Origin of the sequence: Mucilaginibacter pocheonensis (assembly GCF_031456535.1) — a bacterium.
Lineage (GTDB): Bacteria > Bacteroidota > Bacteroidia > Sphingobacteriales > Sphingobacteriaceae > Mucilaginibacter > Mucilaginibacter pocheonensis.
In genome coordinates this window covers 877953-892124 of sequence record NZ_JAVDUU010000003.1, presented here as the reverse complement: position 1 = coordinate 892124, position 14172 = coordinate 877953, and the positions used below count along the sequence as shown (strand labels likewise).

The 14172-nt window shown below is 44.1% G+C and carries 12 protein-coding genes and 1 tRNA gene; 2 read left to right on the top strand and 11 right to left on the bottom strand.

Annotated features, from left to right (window positions below; translation table 11 throughout):
- From J2W55_RS17080 to J2W55_RS17065, 4 genes are read right to left on the bottom strand one after another with little or no spacing between them, the layout of a single operon-like run.
- On the bottom strand, nucleotides 1–3159 hold the full coding sequence (locus tag J2W55_RS17080) for an AAA family ATPase (RefSeq protein WP_310098283.1): 3159 nt from the start codon (nucleotides 3157–3159) through the stop codon (nucleotides 1–3).
- Complete coding sequence (locus J2W55_RS17075; RefSeq protein WP_310098280.1) at nucleotides 3152–3715, bottom strand: ABC-three component system middle component 1; 564 nt, start codon at nucleotides 3713–3715, stop codon at nucleotides 3152–3154. The genes J2W55_RS17080 and J2W55_RS17075 overlap by 8 nt, the downstream gene beginning before the upstream one ends.
- Nucleotides 3684–4979 (bottom strand): trypsin-like peptidase domain-containing protein, encoded by a 1296-nt coding sequence (locus J2W55_RS17070; protein WP_310098277.1) that lies wholly within the window; start codon nucleotides 4977–4979, stop codon nucleotides 3684–3686. Before J2W55_RS17070 ends, J2W55_RS17075 begins: the two co-directional genes overlap by 32 nt.
- Complete coding sequence (locus J2W55_RS17065; protein ID WP_310098274.1) at nucleotides 4976–6211, bottom strand: MBL fold metallo-hydrolase; 1236 nt, start codon at nucleotides 6209–6211, stop codon at nucleotides 4976–4978. Before J2W55_RS17065 ends, J2W55_RS17070 begins: the two co-directional genes overlap by 4 nt.
- A gap of 766 nt (nucleotides 6212–6977) precedes the next feature.
- On the opposite strand from J2W55_RS17065, the gene J2W55_RS25775 reads away from it, so the two are divergent.
- Complete coding sequence (locus J2W55_RS25775; RefSeq protein ID WP_374726370.1) at nucleotides 6978–7241, top strand: helix-turn-helix domain-containing protein; 264 nt, start codon at nucleotides 6978–6980, stop codon at nucleotides 7239–7241.
- A 327-nt stretch (nucleotides 7242–7568) separates the two neighbouring features.
- Here J2W55_RS25775 and J2W55_RS17060 read toward each other — a convergent pair whose 3' ends face one another.
- The 7 genes from J2W55_RS17060 to J2W55_RS17030 form a co-directional block, all read right to left on the bottom strand.
- Complete coding sequence (locus J2W55_RS17060) at nucleotides 7569–8795, bottom strand: site-specific integrase (protein ID WP_310098271.1); 1227 nt, start codon at nucleotides 8793–8795, stop codon at nucleotides 7569–7571.
- Between the two features lie 368 nt (nucleotides 8796–9163).
- Nucleotides 9164–9253: transfer RNA gene (locus tag J2W55_RS17055), tRNA-Ser, on the bottom strand.
- Nucleotides 9254–9351: 98 nt separating this feature from the next.
- Nucleotides 9352–10344: a YihY/virulence factor BrkB family protein gene (locus J2W55_RS17050; protein ID WP_310098268.1), complete on the bottom strand. Its 993-nt coding sequence runs from the start codon at nucleotides 10342–10344 to the stop codon at nucleotides 9352–9354.
- An 11-nt stretch (nucleotides 10345–10355) separates the two neighbouring features.
- A complete protein-coding gene (locus J2W55_RS17045; protein WP_310098265.1) occupies nucleotides 10356–10763 on the bottom strand; it encodes an acyl-CoA thioesterase in 408 nt (135 codons plus the stop codon).
- On the bottom strand, nucleotides 10763–11818 hold the full coding sequence (gene mltG / locus J2W55_RS17040) for an endolytic transglycosylase MltG (RefSeq protein ID WP_310098262.1): 1056 nt from the start codon (nucleotides 11816–11818) through the stop codon (nucleotides 10763–10765). Before mltG ends, J2W55_RS17045 begins: the two co-directional genes overlap by 1 nt.
- Before the next feature lie 21 nt (nucleotides 11819–11839).
- On the bottom strand, nucleotides 11840–12142 hold the full coding sequence (locus J2W55_RS17035) for a rhodanese-like domain-containing protein (RefSeq protein ID WP_310098259.1): 303 nt from the start codon (nucleotides 12140–12142) through the stop codon (nucleotides 11840–11842).
- A complete protein-coding gene (locus tag J2W55_RS17030) occupies nucleotides 12126–12917 on the bottom strand; it encodes a PASTA domain-containing protein (protein ID WP_310098256.1) in 792 nt (263 codons plus the stop codon). Before J2W55_RS17030 ends, J2W55_RS17035 begins: the two co-directional genes overlap by 17 nt.
- Nucleotides 12918–13119: 202 nt before the next feature.
- On the opposite strand from J2W55_RS17030, the gene J2W55_RS17025 reads away from it, so the two are divergent.
- Nucleotides 13120–14100 (top strand): D-alanine--D-alanine ligase, encoded by a 981-nt coding sequence (locus tag J2W55_RS17025; RefSeq protein ID WP_310098254.1) that lies wholly within the window; start codon nucleotides 13120–13122, stop codon nucleotides 14098–14100.
- The last annotated feature ends 72 nt before the right edge of the window (nucleotides 14101–14172 follow it).

The following is a 14172-nucleotide window of genomic DNA, read 5'->3' as shown; positions in this document are numbered from 1 at the left end:
TTATCCATCGCTAGCTTTTATTTGTCCAAAATCGGCCAGCTCGATATAACGCGCGTTAAAATCCTCCGCAGGCAGCTTATTCTGGATCAGCCGGAAGAAATGCTCATCATGACTGGAGATCACCAGCTGCTTATCATAGGTCGTGATCATTGAGCGGATTAAATCTAAAAAAGAGAGGATATTAATATCACTTAGGTTCTGCACCGGATCATCCATAAAGATCGTTGAGATTACCTCGCTGCCCGTTTCAAACACCTTGGCTAAAAAGATGCTAAGCGACAACACATTCAATTGTCCCGCGCTCAAAAACAGTACAGGGTTCAAATGATCGCTCGCACCTACGGCATGCACTTCCAAACCCGGTCCCTGGTCACGGATCTGCGGGGTAAAATCGATTCGGTTTAATTCCGGGTGCGGCTCAATGCGCGAGTAGATCTGGTTGATCACCTCCTTGTTAAAATAATTACTGATCTCCCGATCAATGTATTCCGCCGCCGCTTTGCGAGCCGTCACCAGCTTGGCCTTGGCCCGCTCCAGCCGGGGCAACGTTTTATTAATATCTGCCTGCTCACCTTCCAGTCGGGCCTTGTTGATATTTTCGTTGATCAGCTCAATTTGAATTGTGAAGTCCCTCAAACGCTCGATCTCCGCTTCGACTAAAGCGATTTGATCAATGGTATATTTCAAAGCATTTTCCACCGTAATCAATTCAATCCCATCTTCCTCATCCAAAATGTGATTATCATGTAGCGCAGCATACGTATTGATCGACCCTTCCAGTGCGCTGATCACGGTCTTCAGCTCAAACTCCCTTCCTGCGATCGCTTCTTCCCGCAATGGTTCTTTAAGTTTAGCCATATTGCCATTCAACTCGATGAGCTGGGCCTTTAAAGCCGCCAATTCGCGGCGAAGCCCGTTGATCTTTTCTTGCGTTTCTTTTTGCAGGTTTTCAAAATCTTCTTTGGTAAGCATGCTCACCTGTACGCCCAGCTCAGCTGCGAGACGCTCGCAGCTGAGCGATGTAGCTGAGGAGCGCAAGAGTGCCATCGAATTATCCAGTTTCGCGCTCCGGTTCCGGTTCACGCTCACCCGGTTATCAGCCCGCTCCATCAGTTCATTTTTACCGTCTAACACTGTGGCTAAACGTTCCGTTCTTTTCGTCAGCAATTCCAGGCGCGCGGCGAGCAGTTCATCCAGCCCCGCCGGCGCCGCCCTGTTCTCAGATGCATCGTTCAAGTAAGGGCTGAGTTCTTTATTTAAGGATTCCGCCATATCACCCGCGTACAATTGGCTTTGTTTTAATTCGCGCTGCTGCGTGGTCAAATCATCTTTTTCCCGCTGCGCGGTTTCCAACAATACACTCACCGTTTGCAGTACACTACGCCAATAAGCCTCGATTTGCGCTTTGACTTCCTGCTGACGCCCTGCTAATTTCTTTTGTTTGTCTTCCAGATCCCAGATTTTCCGCTCCTGATCCTGCACTTTTAGCGCTACCCTTTTTTCTGAACGAATCTGATTCATCAAGTCGCTGACATTCGCAAATTCGGTTTTACAAAGCGGGCAATGGTTTTCATCCAGCGCCTGCACATATTCCGCGCCCCAGGCTAGCAGCCGGTCCAGGTTCTCTTCCAGCGAGCCGGAATGCTGGTAGTCTTTTTTGACCCGCTCCAGTTCCTGACTATTTTGCTCAAATTGCCGCTGCAAGTCCCGGTAAGTGGTCAAATGTTCGCCCAATGCCAGCACGTCCGCGTCCAACAATTCGCTGTAATCAGCGGATTCCAGTAACTGGGTTACTTCCCGTCGCCTTTTGAGAAACCCGTCGATCTGCACTTGCTTTTCCGCTAATAGCCGCTCGAACTCCTTGATCTTTTTTTGGTCCGCTTCCGAAGTATCCCGCCAATACAAAAATTGCTGATGTTTTTCCAGTAGGGAGTTAATATTTTCGCGAAGCTCAGCCCGCTCATCCTCCCATTGTCGCAGCAAGGTATGTAAAACCCGGAAAGATTCGCGGTACACTGTCATCTTTGCCAGTTCTCTTTCGCTATCGTATAATAAGTCCTGCTCTTGTTTTTGTAGCAAGCCTAATTCTCGCTGCTCCGCCAAATAGATATCGAGCAAGCCCAAGAGTTCAGTTACTTGTTTTAGCCGAGCCATCCCCGCTGCCAGCGATTCCTGTCGTTCGGCTTCCGCTTTGGTCGCCGACCGCAGATCCAGGTATAATTTTTCCAGGGCTAGTAAAGCCGCCTGTTCCTTTTGCCGGACCGGCAGGTCTTTGCTGGCCTGTGCATACGCTGGGAACCTGGTAATTAGGTCCTGCAAGCCCGTCCGGGAACGGATATGCTGCTCCAGCTGGAATTCACCTCTCTTTAAAAAGCTCAGTGCCGCTTCTCGCAGCGATTGATAAACCGCTTCATCCACAGGATGCGCCAGCGACTCCGCTGTAAAGCCCAGAACCGAATCTTTTTTGAGATCCACGATGCGAGTATTGATCGTTTGCAAATGTTGATCCGTATTCAGCAAAGCCTTGATGCCTTTTTTGATCAGCCCTAGCCGGTCTTGCGCCGCCTTCTGTTCTCCTTCGATCATCCGCAAATAACTGCTCAGCTGCTTATAGGTCCGCGTCGCCGATTCGCCTTCCGACCAGATTTGACTCAACGCAGTAAACTTTTCTTCCGGGGTCGTGAATTTTAAAAAAGAATCGATCTGGTCCTGGGTCAGCAAATTACTGCTGCACAATTTAGCCAAATGGGCCTCCTTCAAGGTTCCCGAATACACACCCTGGCGGTAATCGTATTTACCGGTCCGGCCGTTGATCTTGCGCGAATCCACCCGGCGCTGCACAGTTTTACCATTTTCGGTTACCACCGTGATCTGGCCCTCGCGGCCCTTGGTAAAGCTCTTACGGTTGGTCAGCAGGATCTGATCTCCAGTTGCAAAATCTCGCCGCTGAACCTCCTCGGCGATATTTTCCCGCTCGAAGCGGCCGATCTTGCCCGAAAAGCTCCATTCCACCGCATCAAAGAACGAGGTCTTCCCGTAACCGTTCGGCGCATAGATCACCACCAAGTTGGCCAGTTTGCCGCCCTGCTCGAAGGAAAACACTTGTTTACCTTCATAGACCCGAAAGTCGCTGATCTCAATTTGACGGATCTTACTCATGGCCCAATAAATTTAAAAGGTCTTCTAAACTGGCGGTCTTGTCCGCATCGGCAAATTTTGACAATACTTGACCCACCGCCGGATGCGCGCTGTCCAGCAAGCCGCGGAGCGTACCCGTAGAGACGGGGCGCTGCGTGATTGGAAAATCGAACAGCTCCGCCTCGATCAGTGCTTGTATGCGTACTTCATCAATAATCCCCTCCACATTAGCGCAAACGATCTTGCGGGTAGAGAACTTATCATGCTCGATCTCCTGCTTAAGCCCATGCGCCATCTTTTCCTGCACGATATAAAAAAGATATAAGTTCCATCGTTCCGCGCTGCTTTCCAGTACCTGGCTTTGAAAGGAAATTGCCACGTGATCGCGCATTGCTTTATAATTTGCTTGCAATTCCTCCGCCGTAGCAAAGACCATCGCAAACGAGTAGATCGAGATCTTTCCTTGCTTTTTCGCCCAGCAAGAAATAGCCGGATCTTTAAAAAATGAATCCGTCTGGGACAGTTTGTCCAGCATGGCATTGGCTTTAATTAAGGGCATCTTTAAAAAGGTTTTCAAGGTTTTGTGTAGCTTCTGTAATCGTTTGGCTCTGTTTGACCTGACGCGTAAGCTCGGACAAACTAATGACGCCGAAATCGAGCTTGCCGGGCACGATCATGCCGGCTTCGGAAGGCGTGGAAATATCGGCGACAATGCGATTTTTACGTTCCGCCGTGAGTACGCCACCCAGGCCGAAATCTCCATGCGGGGAATTGAACACATGGCAGCTGTTATGCTTCAGCTCATTGTTCATCCAGCGACTGCTCAGGTATTCACCGGTGATCGAAAAGAATTGCTGGCTGTCCGTAAAAAAAAAATTCAAACTTACGGTCAGCGGCACGGTGATGGGGGTAAGCTCCACATTGAGCAGCTTGGATAGCCGAGTCGAATCGATCGTGATACTAACTTTGTTCACCTCCTCATAACTTCCCCTGACCACCGCAACATAAGTCAAAAACTTAAGCCAACCCAGCCAGAGTTGCCGGTTATCTGTTTCGTTGCGCCGTAACCGCGTGATCACCTCGCGCAGCGTAGCCGGGCCGGCCGGGTAGAACAGCCCGCCTTTTAATTTCTCTACGATGGCTTGCGGGCTAAGTTTACTCGACACCTGGCCTCCGGTCGCCAGACAGATTCCACGGATTGCTCCCTCCAGTGAGCCAAAGGCCTCCGCGATCAGTCCCGAAAAATCGCTGAGCGAATCCGGTTTAACGCTCACGTTTTCCTGAATTAAAAAGGCCGCGGCCTTGCGAACGCTAACGCCATGCAAATAGGTCGTGCCCTTATATCTCATGATTCCGATCACGCGTCCTGCCGCATCGATCATCCCCGAGCCGGAATAGCCTTTATATTTAGCGCTCAGGCTGACTCCTTGTGCGGTCAATGTCAAATCATGAGTGCGGTCATGAGGATCATTTATCTGATCGGCCACCACACCATCCAGTGGCAGTCCTGCGCCTTGGCTGCCCGGGTCATCGGGATGTCCGTGACAGGCCCATTCGGTTCCGCGCACCACTTCGGCATCATAAAGTTCCATCATGTGCTGACTCGCAAATTCGTTCGTTAGCAATATCGCCAGGTCAGATTCCGGGCAGATCGCCTGCACTCCGGCCTGAAATGGCACCCCATCGACGCTTACTATTTTGACGATGTCACCTACTGCCATTCCCGGCACCACATGCCGGCAGGTCAGGATCTGGCCTCGGCCTACAAAAAAGCCCGTGCCCGAATCACCCTCTTGGCGAATATGACAGGTGCATTTTTTTAAGTGTTCGGTATCGATCATACATCTAATTCAATAAAGGTCTGCATTTTTACGGTATAATGAAACGTCGCCTTGAGCTCCGGATCATCCAGCCCCTCCATGTGCTCTAGGGTATGGTTAAAGATTAGCTCTCGCTCCGTTATGCCATGCGTCAGCTTCCGGTTCACGATGAGTGCGATCGTCTGGAGGTCCGGATGCGCATGTGATTGGTGCAACCCGTTGGTTGAAAACAACCATTTAGGGCTGTCAATCAATTTGAACAGATCCGGATGATTGTTACGGTAACTGCCATGGTGCGCAACTTTCACCGCGTCAAAATAAATTGGATAGTTGGCATCATCACCATATACTTTATTAAGCTGTGTCATAATCATTTCCGCATGCGCATCCGCCAGCAGCAACAGCTTTTTACCATTCGCCTCCAAAATAAAAGCGATTGAACTGCCATTCGCCGCCGCACCATCTGCATCATAACCCGAACCATCGCTCAGCTTGCGGATCAACGCCTCGTTGATCTTCCCTGTTCCGGAAATTTCATAGCCCGACGGCAGATCCGCGATATGGCCACCTTGTTGCACATACAGCGCAAAGGCATCGTCGATCTTTTCCGATCCTGAAAGCGGAATTTTAAGTTTTTTCAGCATTGCTTCAAACTCGGCTTTCAATTCATGCAAGGCCGCTGCCGTAGGAGATAAGAGCGTTAATTTAACCGTACCATTCACTAGCACCTCCCGACCATTCTCGATACACACCGCCTTCCCGCCAAAATCACTGTTCCAAGGATATCCCTTTGCTAGTAATTCTTTTCCCAAAAAAGACGCTTGTTCCGCATTGATTTCATGACCATCCTCATCCGGGCCGCCAAACTCTTGGTGATCCGCCATGAATTCCTCCAAGAGCAGTTCTTCCTCTTTGGATAATTCCTTTACGGCCTTTGGCTCATCCTGTAAATGCCTGTAGGTGTTCAGCCAGACCTGTTCAATCGAAATGATCTTCGGCTCTGCTAAGGCTCCGTTTTCCTTGATCAGCTTGGTTGCGCTGTGTATATGATCATTATCGTAATGCGTCACAATGAACCGGTCGAGTCGCTTGCCCGCTTTTTTTAAGTCCTTGATGATCGGTAGGATACTGGCCTTATAGCGCAGCCCGCAGTCTATTAATAAAAATGTCTCGCGCTGGGTTTGATCGACAGGATAAACACTGAGGAGAAGCGTATCGCCATAACTGGCTGGAATGAGATGAATAGTAATCACGCTAGTTAATAAGGTTTAAAATTTTGAAGCCGTTACTGAGGCCCTCATACAAATATATGAGTTAAACCGATTGCAACAAGGCGGTTTATGGGCCGTTAAGATTAGCTAGTCAATGACATTGGTCATTTTAAAGCAACTGTTAGCCATTGCAGCCAATCAATTTGCTATTTTAACAAAGGATAACAATTTATTATTAATGTTAGTTAAATTTTTTATGTCAACATAAACGATATTATGTTTCATGATATTTGCGGAAGGCTGTTTCAAACAGCATCTATTAATCAAAAGAAGAAGCCTACCGATCGATATGTATTGGCCATTATTAAACAGCTCAAATTTTCGGTTCGTTGATTCTCGATGAAAGATTATAAATCTAAATATGAATAAGTAGACATTAGTATATTAAAGGTCTATATATATTCAAGTAACAAATATGTAACAACGCATCCTTGACCAAATCGTAAAATAGTCTTAAATTGGCCTCTGTAAATCGTATGACACGATTTCCTACTTACTTTTCAGATAGCAAATAAAATACTCATAATCTTTTGGTCCCTGGTTCGACAGTAATAAACATGCCTTAAAATTAACTTTTCCATCGTCTGGGATCGTTTTCATATGTGATATTTTCCCTAGGTTACCATGTTATCTTGATTTAAAATCTCTATATTTTTAGGAGGGGGTGAAAAGAATTTTTCACCCCCTTTCACTGTTTTCGCTTTTGCTGTCTTTTTACTTTCGTTCTTGAATTTTAAATTGATTTGCAATGTCACATGAACTGATTACAAAGGATGACTTAGAGAAATTTCGACAAGCTTTATTGAATGACCTTACAACCATAATAAGGACTTCTGGAAATAACGCCGATGAGTGGCTTAGATGCTCAGATGTCAGAAAATTATTGAAGATCTCGACAGGGACAATTCAAAATTTAAGAATCAGTGGCAAACTTAAATCAAATAAAGTAGGAGGGATACACCTGTACAAAAAGTCAGATGTGGAGAATATGATAGTAGGGAAGGGAAAATAAGCGTGCCTGAGCCATCCATCATAGTGAAATTATATTCGAGGATATCTAGCGATGAAAACGTCACCGTATGGCATATTAGCCTTTATATGTGTCTATTAGAGATCTGGTGTTTATCCGGGTTTAAGAAACAGTTTAAGGTCTCCCGCAAAAACCTTATGAAGAAGGCCCATTTTGGTAGTATAACCACCTATCATAAATGTATCGCCAAACTAATTTCTTTAGGCTACATAACCTATCAGCCAAATTATGATCCCTACCAGGGAAGTCTTATAGAAATCAAATTCTAAGGTCAGCATTGGTTTACTGACCTTAGAACTGACGTTGTTCCTAATAGCTTTTCGCTGTTAACGCATCTTCTAATAAAAGCATATCCTGGCTTACTTTGTAATTTTGCATTTTAGCATAGTGCTGCGTTTGCCTAATTGATGAATGGCCAAGCATTTTTGAAACCGCTTCTATTGAAACTCCATTGTTTAGCGTAACCGTGGTAGCAAAAGTATGCCGCGCGATGTGAAAGGTGAGTTCCGCGTTGATCTTGCAGGAATCTGCAATTTCCTTTAAATAGGAATTCATTTTTTGATTCGTTAAAATAGGTAGTGCATAACCAGAGTCCGCACACCTGCTATGTTCCCGATATTTTGACAGAATTTTTTTTGCCTGAGCTAACAAGGGTAGGTGGGAGGCTGAATTGGTTTTTTTTCGATTTATAAATATCCATTCCTTGCCGTCTACACCATCTTTAATGTCTGATCTTTTTAAATTCTTTACATCCGCGTAGGCAAGGCCTGTATAGCAGCTGAAAACAAATATATCTCTCACCAGGTCGAGACGCTCTGTTTCGAATTTTCGTTCGATGACTTTTTTTAACTCCAATTCGGTTAAGGCAATTTTCTCGACCTCTTTTTTTGTAAGCTTAAAGTTTGCGAACGGGTCGGCCGGAAGCCACCGATTTTTAACGCAGATCAATACGACCTTTTTGAAGTTGGCCAGATATTTCATTGTGGAATTATGATTGCATTTTCGAACGGTCTTTAACCAGAAAGCATACTGGGATATAAACTCATAATTCAATTCTTTGATTGGCTTATCATCTATTTTATACATCCACCTGATAAAATCCTTTGTGTGCTGCATTGAAATTTCGTACCGTCCAATGGTTCCTGAAGCATAATCTATGCCTTCCAGCGCCTTCATTTGGTCGTTGTGATGCTTAAATACGTCTAATATCATCCTTGGCTTTTCAGTCACACCATTAATAATATCTTTAATTGCCTGACCTGACACAGGCTTATCGGAATCGTTCAAAGATCTCTTAGCCTGATAGATCATTTGTTCTAACGTATCCAGGTAATAATTGAGTTCCTTGGTGCTCTCTTTATTTCCGGATTCTCTACCGGCCGCGGTATTCCAGCGCGATAACTCACATTTTCTTTTTGTAGAAAGTTCGGTAGCCTTTCCGTCCACCGTGATCTTTACATAAATAAACCTTAGGGTTTCATTTTGATTTTTTGGTTGTTTTAAGAAAAACATCAATCCAAAGCTTTTTTCCAACATAACACATTAATAAAAAGGTTAACAAAATTACGTTTGTGCCTGCTGTATCACAAGATGTCCATCTCGTAAACATGCTGTAATACAGTTGGTTATAAGCCATTCGTAGAGTCTTTTTATTTTTTAGCCTGACTTTTAAAAGACTCTACGAATGACGCAAAAGAGTTTTGCGATTGTATGCGAGTTTTGGTAGGTAATGACAAAGAAAAAGCCCTTTAATCTTTCAATTAAAGGGCTTTCTACACTTTTTAAATGCTTTCTGCGGAGAGTTAGGGTTCAGAACCTATGCGCTCTACGCTTTACTGATGCTGTTTTTGGCAAGTTTTTCGAAAAGACTCTACGAATGACGCAGTTTCTTTTGTTTTGCCTTATGGCGGAGAGCTAGGGATTCGAACCCCAGGAACCTTTCACAGTTCAACAGTTTTCAAGACTGCCGCAATCGACCACTCTGCCAGCTCTCCGGCGACAAAAGTACAAATCTGAACCGAATTGACAAATCTGTTTATAGTTTTTTTTCAATTATTTAATATTAGTAAATAAGTGTTTGTAAACCAGATTATTAATCTTTTTGATTTTCTGTTTTTTTGCTTCTGAAGCTGTTAAAACGCGGTTTTACGATTCTAATATTGCGTTTTGAAAGCTCAACACTTGCATTTAATTCAAAGCCGATGAGCAAAATCAGGGAGTTTAAGTACATCCATATCATTACCACAATGAGCGTACCGATAGAACCGTAAACTTTATTGTACGACGAAAAGTTGTTAATATAATAAGAGAACCCCAAAGAGGTTAACACGGCCAGCGCTGTGGCCAAAACTGATCCGGGATTTATAAACTTCCACCTTTTTTTGTGAGCCGGGCCATAACGGTATAAAACCGACACGGTTGCAAAAAATATGATTACTATAACCAGCCAGCTAACTATCCAGCGAAGAAAAAGAATAGAATAAAACCAAAAGATGTTTTTACTTGCCAGATGGTATTTAATAAAGCTGATGGCGGCCTGCCCGGCTACCAAGATGCCTATAGCTATCACAAGAGCAAAACTAATAGCTATGGTAAGGTAAAAGGCCACCACGCGCCTTTTTAACCAGCTGCGCCTGTCGGTAATAAGCGACGATTTATTAAAGGCTTTCATCAGGTTGCTTACCCCGTTGGTAGCAAAGTACAGTGTTGTTAAAAAACCAAAAGATAACAATTGGCCATTCTGGTTCTTGATAATATCTATAATAGTGTCCCTGAACGCCAGATAAGCATTTGTGGGCATAATGCTGGCCAGTATCTTCAACAGCTCCCTCTGGAAATTATCAATGGGTATATAGGGTATAAGCGTACATAAGAATATAGTAGCCGGAAAAATAGCCAGCATAAAGCTATAGGCCAATGACGAGGCCCTGTTTACCAGCGAACTGTTGGAGATCTCCCTTATAAAGAAATCGATAACGGTATATAATGGCAGCGGACGAAAACCCGGCAGGATAATATATTTTGTCCAATCAATTATGTACCGGTAAAATGCAAACCGGAGAAGAAAATGATGCAGCCATTTCATTTAAACCAAACTTACTCAAAAAATGGCAGCAATTTATCTATGAAATCCTGCGGGGGCTGGCATGGGCGATTTGTTTTCATATTGATAAATACCAGCAGGGTTTCGCCCTGGTTTATTAGCTCGTCCTTTTCATTAATTAGCTCGTACCTGAAATGGATCCGTATGCCGGGCATTTTATCCATGATCACTTTTACGCTGATCTGTTCATCATACAGGGCGGGTTTCAGGTATTTGCATTTGAGCTCCAATACAGGCATCATAATGCCCGATTGTTCCATACCCCTGTACGTTAAGCCCAGGCTCCGGAGCATCTCTACACGGCCAACCTCATAAAATTCGGCATAGTTGCCATAGTACATATAACCCATCTGGTCGGTTTCGCCATATCGTACCCTTATTTTAGTAGTATGCTCAAACATTATCGCTTAATGTTTCGTTCGTTAAGGGCTTGCTGAAATTTACGCGCATTCACCAGGTGGTCGGTAACGTTTGTTGCAAAAGCATGATAACCTGAGAAATCTGCTTTGGCACACATATAAATATAATCGCTTTTTTGATAGTTAAGAACAGCTTTCACTGCGTTAACAGACGGCATCATGATAGGCCCTGGTGGCAAACCTTTGTTCAGGTACGTGTTATAAGGCGAATTGTATGACAAATACCTCGTTAATACGCGTTTAATGGTAAAATCATTCAGCGCGAAAATTACGGTGGGGTCGGCTTCCAGTTTCATGCCTTTTTTAAGCCTGTTCAAATACAAACCAGCCACAGCAGGCATTTCATCATCATGCAGGGCTTCGGCGTCAACAATAGAGGCTAATACAGATACTTCCTGTGGGGTAAGGTTAATAGCAGCTGCCTGTTGTTTACGTTCAGGTGTCCAGAATTTTTGATAACTGGCATACATCTTTTCAAAGAATTTATCGGGCGATGTATTCCAGTACAATTGGTACGAGTTGGGCATAAACATCGTGTACACGTTGTCGGTAGTGAAACCGTATTTAGCAACATAACTCGCAGAGTCAAGTAAATGGATAACCGATGCCGAATCGGGCTCTATCTTTTTTGATACAAAGCCAGCAAATTGTTCCTTTTGCCTCAAACCATGAAATTCAAGCGTGACCGGCTCCTGGGTGCCCGATGCCAGCATGTTTATTAATTTACGGTTGCCCATTCCCTCGTGAAGACGATACCTGCCCGGTTTTACCCTTTTAGGGTAGTTCATATTAACAGCTGCCCAATGAAATGAGGCGGTATCTTTTACCATATCCTGTTGTTGTATGGTTTTCAGCACATCATCATAAGTGGCACCTGTATGTATATACAAATATTCCTGTTTGCTGGTAACATTTGGGCCAAAGTATTTTAAGTAATAGTTTACAGCGGTAAAACCCAGTAATACTACTATAACGAGCACCAGGGCTATGATGAATTTTTTTAGTATACCCTTTGACGGCGCTTTCTGTTCTGTCATGATAAATAGGATGTTTAATAATTATTTCAATTTTTGGAGAGCTATTAATCCGCCTGCTAAATTTTTAACATTTTGATAACCATTTTGCAGTAATATAGTTTGCGCGGTTTTGCTCCGTAAACCCACTTTGCAGATAACGATGATCTCATCAGTTTTGTTGTAACCCATGGTATCCGGATTTTGTTCCAGCTTTGACAAGGGGATGCTGCGCCCGCCTATATTATAGGTATGGTACTCCATTGCTTCCCGTACATCAATTAAATTTAATTGTTCGCCGTTATTTAAACGGGCAAGCAACTCAACGGCATTAATTTGCTGGGGCATCGGGTGTTTTTGTGCCTTGTGTAACTGTTAAGTTTATACGGGTGCCTATGCTTGTTTTACTCAGGGAGTCGGTTTTCATAGGATATTGTGATACCACCACGACGTTAGTCGAGTCGGTGATGGTGCCCTGATAAGTAATGGTACCAATAGTTAAACCCGATCCTTTTATAGCAAAACGGGCGGCATCAAGGTCAAGGTTTACCAGCTCGGGTATTTCAACTTCACTCGCGCCTTCACCATCGCCCAAAACAAGGTCAATACGTGACCCTTTAGGTATCTTGGTGCCTGCTTTGATCACCTGGCCGCCAAAACGAACCTCCAGTATACGGTCACGGGCAATATCAGAGCGGTAAGTAGTATCACCAATTTTTAAGCCGTAGTTTGACAGTGTTGCCACCGCTTCGCGGTAACTGCTTTGCTCCAGGTCAGGAAGCGAGATCTTGGGCGCCAGTAAAGTAACCATAGTTAAATATATCACCCGGCCCTCTTTTACGTTAGTGCCGGCATCAGGGTCCTGCTCAACAATGGTCCCGGGTGCAATGTCCTGCACATACACAGAGTCAATTTTATAATCAAAACCCTGTTCTTTTAGTATAGCCGTGGCTTTGTCAACAGACTCGCCCTTTAGCTTTGGCACCGGTATACCTGCACCATGATGGGTATAATACCCCAAACTGTAAAAAGCTATTAAAACTACAGCTATTACCGTGATAATAGCCATTATGATGTTATTGCGAAATGATTTTGTTTTTAAGTAAGCCCCAAACTTGCTCATTGATATCTAAGGATAATTACAGTCAAATTAAGTATCAAACATACTGATAATTTCGGATTTCGGAATTTCAATTTCGGATTTTGCGGCCATGCTTAACATATTAATTACTTTTATCATTAATTTCGAAATCGAAAACAAGAGGCGCTTAATTGCTACAAAATAGAAATATAAAATTCCAAAGACCGAACATCTGACATCCAAAATGAAAAAAAACATAGCTCTTTTAGCCGGTGGTTTTACCGGCGAGTACGAAGTATCTGTAAATAGTGCCGAAAACATCGCAGCCAATCTATCAGCCGAAAAATATAAGGTTTACACCATATTCATTAACCGCGACAGGTGGTTTTATGAATCAGCAAACGGATTGGTTGATGTTGATAAAAATGATTTTACGATAACTGTTGACGGCGAAAAAATAAAATTTGATTTTGCCTTTATCACTGTGCACGGTACCCCCGGCGAAGATGGTAAATTACAGGGATACCTGGATATGCTGGGCATACCTTATAACACTTGCGATGCCACAACATCGGCCTTAACCATGAATAAGGCCTATACCAAAACCATAGTAAATGGAATACACGGGTTGCACACAGCTCACTCTATGCGTTTGTTTGAAAAAGATATGCACGATGTGGCCATTATTGCGGCTACCTTAAAGTTTCCGTTGTTTATTAAACCCAATAATGGCGGCAGCAGCGTAGGCATGAGCAAGGTATATAATGTGGCAGGATTGCCCGAAGCGTTAAAAAAAGCATTTCATGAGGATGAACAGATCCTGGTGGAAGAGTTTATTAAAGGCAGGGAATTTAGCATAGGTATTGCCCGGCTTCATGGTAAAATAACTGTTTTGCCGGCTACAGAGATCATTACGTCAAAAGATTTTTTTGATTACGAGGCTAAGTACACATCGGGCGTAACCAAAGAGGTGACCCCGGCTGATCTGTCGCCCCAGCAAAACGAACGGATTGCAGGCATTGTGACCGAGGTGTACAATCGCCTCAATTGCAAGGGCATGGCGCGCGTTGATTTTATTTTACTGGAAGGCACCAACGATTTTTATTTTATCGAGATAAATACTACGCCCGGGCAATCGGCCAATAGCCTGATTCCGCAGCAAGTGAGGGCAACAGGCATGGACCTTAGCGAATTTTATGGCGCGCTGATAGAGGGGGCTATTTGATGTTGGATGTGTGTTTTCGGATTTGCGATCATTGTTGAATAGAAAACCTTAAAGTCTATACGTGTTTATTGA

What these genes read in the sequence shown, in the direction of transcription:
- J2W55_RS17080 (WP_310098283.1), bottom strand. Translation starts at nt 3,159, where the DNA reads ATGAGTAAGATCCGTCAAATTGAGATCAGCGACTTTCGGGTCTATGAA.
- J2W55_RS17070 (WP_310098277.1), bottom strand. Translation starts at nt 4,979, where the DNA reads ATGATCGATACCGAACACTTAAAAAAATGCACCTGTCATATTCGCCAA.
- J2W55_RS25775 (WP_374726370.1), top strand. Translation starts at nt 6,978, where the DNA reads ATGTCACATGAACTGATTACAAAGGATGACTTAGAGAAATTTCGACAA.
- J2W55_RS17060 (WP_310098271.1), bottom strand. Translation starts at nt 8,795, where the DNA reads ATGTTGGAAAAAAGCTTTGGATTGATGTTTTTCTTAAAACAACCAAAA.
- J2W55_RS17050 (WP_310098268.1), bottom strand. Translation starts at nt 10,344, where the DNA reads ATGAAATGGCTGCATCATTTTCTTCTCCGGTTTGCATTTTACCGGTAC.
- J2W55_RS17045 (WP_310098265.1), bottom strand. Translation starts at nt 10,763, where the DNA reads ATGTTTGAGCATACTACTAAAATAAGGGTACGATATGGCGAAACCGAC.
- mltG (WP_310098262.1), bottom strand. Translation starts at nt 11,818, where the DNA reads ATGACAGAACAGAAAGCGCCGTCAAAGGGTATACTAAAAAAATTCATC.
- J2W55_RS17035 (WP_310098259.1), bottom strand. Translation starts at nt 12,142, where the DNA reads ATGCCCCAGCAAATTAATGCCGTTGAGTTGCTTGCCCGTTTAAATAAC.
- J2W55_RS17030 (WP_310098256.1), bottom strand. Translation starts at nt 12,917, where the DNA reads ATGAGCAAGTTTGGGGCTTACTTAAAAACAAAATCATTTCGCAATAAC.
- J2W55_RS17025 (WP_310098254.1), top strand. Translation starts at nt 13,120, where the DNA reads ATGAAAAAAAACATAGCTCTTTTAGCCGGTGGTTTTACCGGCGAGTAC.